The sequence below is a fragment of the Roseomonas sp. TAS13 genome (genome assembly GCF_001950415.1).
Taxonomy (GTDB): domain Bacteria; phylum Pseudomonadota; class Alphaproteobacteria; order Acetobacterales; family Acetobacteraceae; genus Roseomonas; species Roseomonas mucosa.
In genome coordinates this window covers 1-3,973 of record NZ_BDLP01000382.1, presented here as the reverse complement: position 1 = coordinate 3,973, position 3,973 = coordinate 1, and the positions used below count along the sequence as shown (strand labels likewise).

4 protein-coding genes are annotated in these 3,973 nt (G+C 71.9%); 2 read left to right on the top strand and 2 right to left on the bottom strand.

From position 1 onward, the window contains the following. A partial coding sequence (locus tag ROTAS13_RS20565; protein WP_171979179.1) for a nitroreductase family protein occupies positions 1-287 on the bottom strand: 287 nt, incomplete at its 3' end. Positions 288-422: 135 nt separating this feature from the next. On the opposite strand from ROTAS13_RS20565, the gene ROTAS13_RS20560 reads away from it, so the two are divergent. Both ROTAS13_RS20560 and pip read left to right on the top strand, forming a co-directional pair. Beyond that, a complete protein-coding gene (locus ROTAS13_RS20560) occupies positions 423-1,541 on the top strand; it encodes a Gfo/Idh/MocA family protein (protein WP_019461175.1) in 1,119 nt (372 codons plus the stop codon). 57 nt (positions 1,542-1,598) lie between these two features. Beyond that, positions 1,599-2,570, top strand: coding sequence for a prolyl aminopeptidase (gene pip / locus ROTAS13_RS20555; RefSeq protein ID WP_058389769.1), 972 nt, complete (start codon positions 1,599-1,601; stop codon positions 2,568-2,570). A gap of 7 nt (positions 2,571-2,577) precedes the next feature. Here pip and ROTAS13_RS20550 read toward each other — a convergent pair whose 3' ends face one another. Beyond that, on the bottom strand, positions 2,578-3,687 hold the full coding sequence (locus ROTAS13_RS20550) for an alpha-hydroxy acid oxidase (RefSeq protein WP_058389768.1): 1,110 nt from the start codon (positions 3,685-3,687) through the stop codon (positions 2,578-2,580). Between the last annotated feature and the right edge of the window lie 286 nt (positions 3,688-3,973).

Here is a 3,973-nt window from a genome sequence, read left to right as displayed (position 1 = left end):
GGGCATTGCTCGACATGCCGCTGGCCGCCCGCCACCGCCGCGAGCCGCCGCTTGCTGTCCGGATCGGTGACGGCGACCACCGACCAGGCCTGCATGTTCGAGGAGGTGGCCGCCGACTGCGCCGCCGCGACCAGCGCCTCCAGCGTGCCCTCCGGCAGCGGGTCGGGCCGGTAGGCCCGCACCGAGCGGTGGGAAAGCAGCAGCTCCAGCGCCGGATTCCAGGGGATGGTGGTGGCGGGGGCGGCCTCGCCATAGCGGGCACGCAGGGCGGCGGCGGATTCGGTCATGGGCATCCGGTCCAGATGGGATCGTGTCGTCCGGCAGGTTCGGGCGGCTTCTGCCGCGGGGCAACATGGCCGCGGCAGGCAACACCCGTCCCGGCCACGCGTTGACGCAGCGCACAGGACGCAAAGGAGACCGCCATGCCCGCACGCCAGGTGAAGGGCCGCAAGGTACGCTACGCCGTGGTGGGTGGCGGCTGGATCTCCCAGGCCGCCTTCATGCCCGGTGTCGGCCAGACAGGAAATTCCGAGATGACGGCGCTGGTGACGGGCGATCCCGTGAAGGCGGAGAAGCTGGCGGCGCTGTACGGGCTGAAGAGCTACCACTACGACGACTACGACAGGCTGCTGGCCTCGGATGAGATCGACGCGATCTACCTCGCCCTGCCCAACGACCAGCACGAGAAATTCGCCGTGCCCGCGCTGGAGGCCGGCATCCACGTTCTGCTGGAAAAGCCGATGGCGGTGAGCACCTCGCAATGCGAGGCGATCAACACCGCCGCGAAGGCCTCGGGCGCGAAGCTGCTGATTGCCTACCGTCTGCATTTCGAGCCCGGGACGCTGGAGGCGATCCGCCGTGTCCGTTCCGGCGAGTTCGGCGAGATCCGCTCCTTTGTCTCGAACTTCAGCCAGACCGTCAGCCCTTCCAACCACCGCGCGAAACATGGCTATTGGGCCGGGCCGGTGACGGATATGGGACCCTATCCGCTGAACGCCGTGCGCAACCTCTTCGGCGCGGAACCCGTCGAGGTCTCGGCCATGGGCATCCGCACGCCGGGCTCGGGCATGGACCTTGACGACACGGTGTCGGTGACGCTGCGTTTTCCGGGTGAGCGGCTGGCGCAGTTCACCGTCAGCTACACCGGCGCCAGCACCGGAACCTACCGCGTCACCGGCACGAAGGGCGACCTCTATGTCGAGAACGCCTATGGCTTCGGTCCCGGCGTCTCGCCGAAACACGTCGCCACCGTGGAAGGAGAGACCGCCACGCGCGAGTTCCCGGTGGTGGACCAGTTTGCCGGGGAGACGGATTACTTCTCCGACTGCATCCTGAACGGCCGCGATCCGGAGCCCGGCGGCGAGGAGGGGCTGCTCGACGTGCGCGTGCTGGAGGCGATCGAGCGGGCGCTGGAAACTGGCCAGCCGCAGACCCTGCCTCCGGCCCAGCGCAGCCGCCCGATCGATCCCGGCCAGGGCCGCGAATTCCCGCTGGCCGAGGCGCCGGAACTGATCGACGCCAAGGAGCCGGGGGAGGGCTGAAAGCCTCCGGTCCGGGCCGGGCTTGCCCCGGCGGGCCGGACGCGTGATGGGAGGGGCATGTCCGGCCTGTTCCCTCCCATCGAACCTTACGCCTCCGGCCATCTCGACGTGGGGGAGGGGCACCGTCTCTACTGGGAGTGTTGCGGCAATCCGGCAGGGATGCCGGCGCTGGTGCTGCATGGCGGGCCGGGTTCCGGTTGCCCGCCCAGCGCCCGCCGCGCCTTCGATCCGGCACGGCACAGGATCGTCCTGTTCGACCAGCGGAACTGCGGCCGCAGCACGCCCCATGCTGGCGGCGAGGGGATCGGCCTCGCCAACAACACCACCGCGCATCTCCTGGCCGACATCGAGCGCCTGCGGGAGCATCTGGGGATCGGAGGCTGGCTGTTGCGCGGCAGTTCCTGGGGTTCCACCCTGGCGCTCGCCTATGCTCAGCAACATCCGAAGCGCGTGACGGGGATCGTGCTTTCCGCCGTCGCCACCACCACGCGGCGGGAGATCGGCTGGATCACCCGGGGTGTCGGTGCCTTCTTTCCATGGGAATGGGCGCGTTTCGCGGCCGGCGTGCCGGAGGCGGAGCGCGGCGGCTGTCTGGCGGACGCCTATCACCGGCTCCTGATGCATCCCGACCCGGCGATCCAGGACAAGGCGGCGCGGGACTGGTGCGACTGGGAGATGGCCATCGTCGTCGTCCAGCCGGGGCACAGGCCGCACCCCCGCTACCAGGACCCTGCCTTCCGTCTCGGCTTCGCGCGGCTGGTCACGCTCTACTGGCGCCACGCCGCCTGGCTGGAGGAAGGCATCCTGCTGCGCCGGATGGACCGGCTGGCCGGCATCCCAGGCGTGCTGATCCATGGGCGGCTCGATCTCGGCAGCCCGCTCGCCACGGCCTGGGAACTGCATCGCGCCTGGCCCGGCAGCGAACTGGTGGTGCTGGAGGAGGCCGGGCATGACGGCCGCGACACCGGCATGGCCGAGGCGGCGGTGGCGGCGATCCGGCGCGTGGCGGACCGCGCCCCGGCGGGCTGAGCCGGAATCACCCCCGCCAGATCACCTCCGGCCCGATCGCGGTGAGGTTGCGGCAGCCGGTCAGCGCCATCGCAGCCTCCAGCTCCGTGCGCAGGATCTTCAGCAGGTGCGCCACGCCCACAGGCCCGCCGACCGCCAGGGCGTGCAGCACCGGCCGCCCCACCAGCACCGCCTTAGCGCCCAGGGCCAGCGCCTTCACGATATCCGTGCCGCGCCGGATGCCGCCATCGAGCAGGATGGGCAGTTGCCCGCCCAGCCGCTCCGCCATCGGGGGCAGCAGGTCGATGGTGGCCGGCAGGGTGTCCAGCGCCCGGCCGCCATGGTTGCTCAGGACGATCCCGGCCATGCCTTCCCCGGCGGCGCGCAGCGCGTCCTCCGGATCGGTCACGCCCTTCAGCAGGATCGGCAGGCGCGTGCCGGCACGCAGCCATTCCAGGTCCCGCCAGGTCGGCGCGGCGTCGAGCATCCCCCGGAAGACCGCGCTCTCCGCCATGCCGGCCCGGTTCGGCGGGGCGGGCGGCAGGCCGCGCAGATGCACCGCCTCGATCCCTGGCGGCAGGGCGAAGCCGGCCCGGGCCTCGCGGTTGCGGATGCTGACCGGCGCATCCACGGTCAGCACCAGCGCGGTGCAGCCGGCGGCCTCAGCCCGCTGGATCAGGGCGCGGGTGAAGCCGCGGTCGTGCTGCGGATAGAGCTGGAACCAGAGCGGCGCGCGCCCGCCGCCTGCCGCGTGTTGCGCGGCGACCTCCTCGACCGGCACGCTGGACTGCGTGCTGACCACCAGGCCCGCCCCGACCGCCGCCGCGCCCAGCGCGGTCGCGGCCTCGCCGCCCGGATGCGCCAGCCGGTGAAAGGCCATCGGGGCCACCAGCACCGGATGCTCCAGCGCAGCGCCGAGGAGATCCAGCCGCGTGTTGGCGCCGTCCATCCCGGCCAGCACGCGTCCGCGCAGCCGGAGCCGGTCGAAGGCTTCGCGGTTCCAGCGGAGCGTCAGCTCGTCCGCGCTGCCGCCCGAGAGATAGGCCCAGGCGGCCGCGTCCATGTGCTGCCGCGCCTCGGCCTCGTAGTCGGCGGCGCAGACGATGCCGGGTGGAATGGGAGGGACGGCGAAGCTCAACGCGGACCCTTTCGCGGATTGGCCGTGGCGCGGCCATCCTAGCCGCCCGGCCGGATGGCGACAGCCTTACCGGGGTCGCGCGAACACGAAAAAGCCCGGCCTCGCAAGGGAGGCCGGGCTCGGTCATGTTAGCCGGGCGTGGGGCCGGATACCCGGACCCGTCCCCGCTCAGCGCGTGCCGGAACGGTCCGTGTCGCGGAAGTCGCTGTCCCGCCAGGAACGGTTCTTGGCCTCGCCCTCGTGGCGCGCGTGATCGGCGCGACGGTCGCGGCCCTCGCCCTGCGGG

What these genes read in the sequence shown, in the direction of transcription:
- ROTAS13_RS20560 (WP_019461175.1), top strand. Translation starts at nt 423, where the DNA reads ATGCCCGCACGCCAGGTGAAGGGCCGCAAGGTACGCTACGCCGTGGTG.
- pip (WP_058389769.1), top strand. Translation starts at nt 1,599, where the DNA reads ATGTCCGGCCTGTTCCCTCCCATCGAACCTTACGCCTCCGGCCATCTC.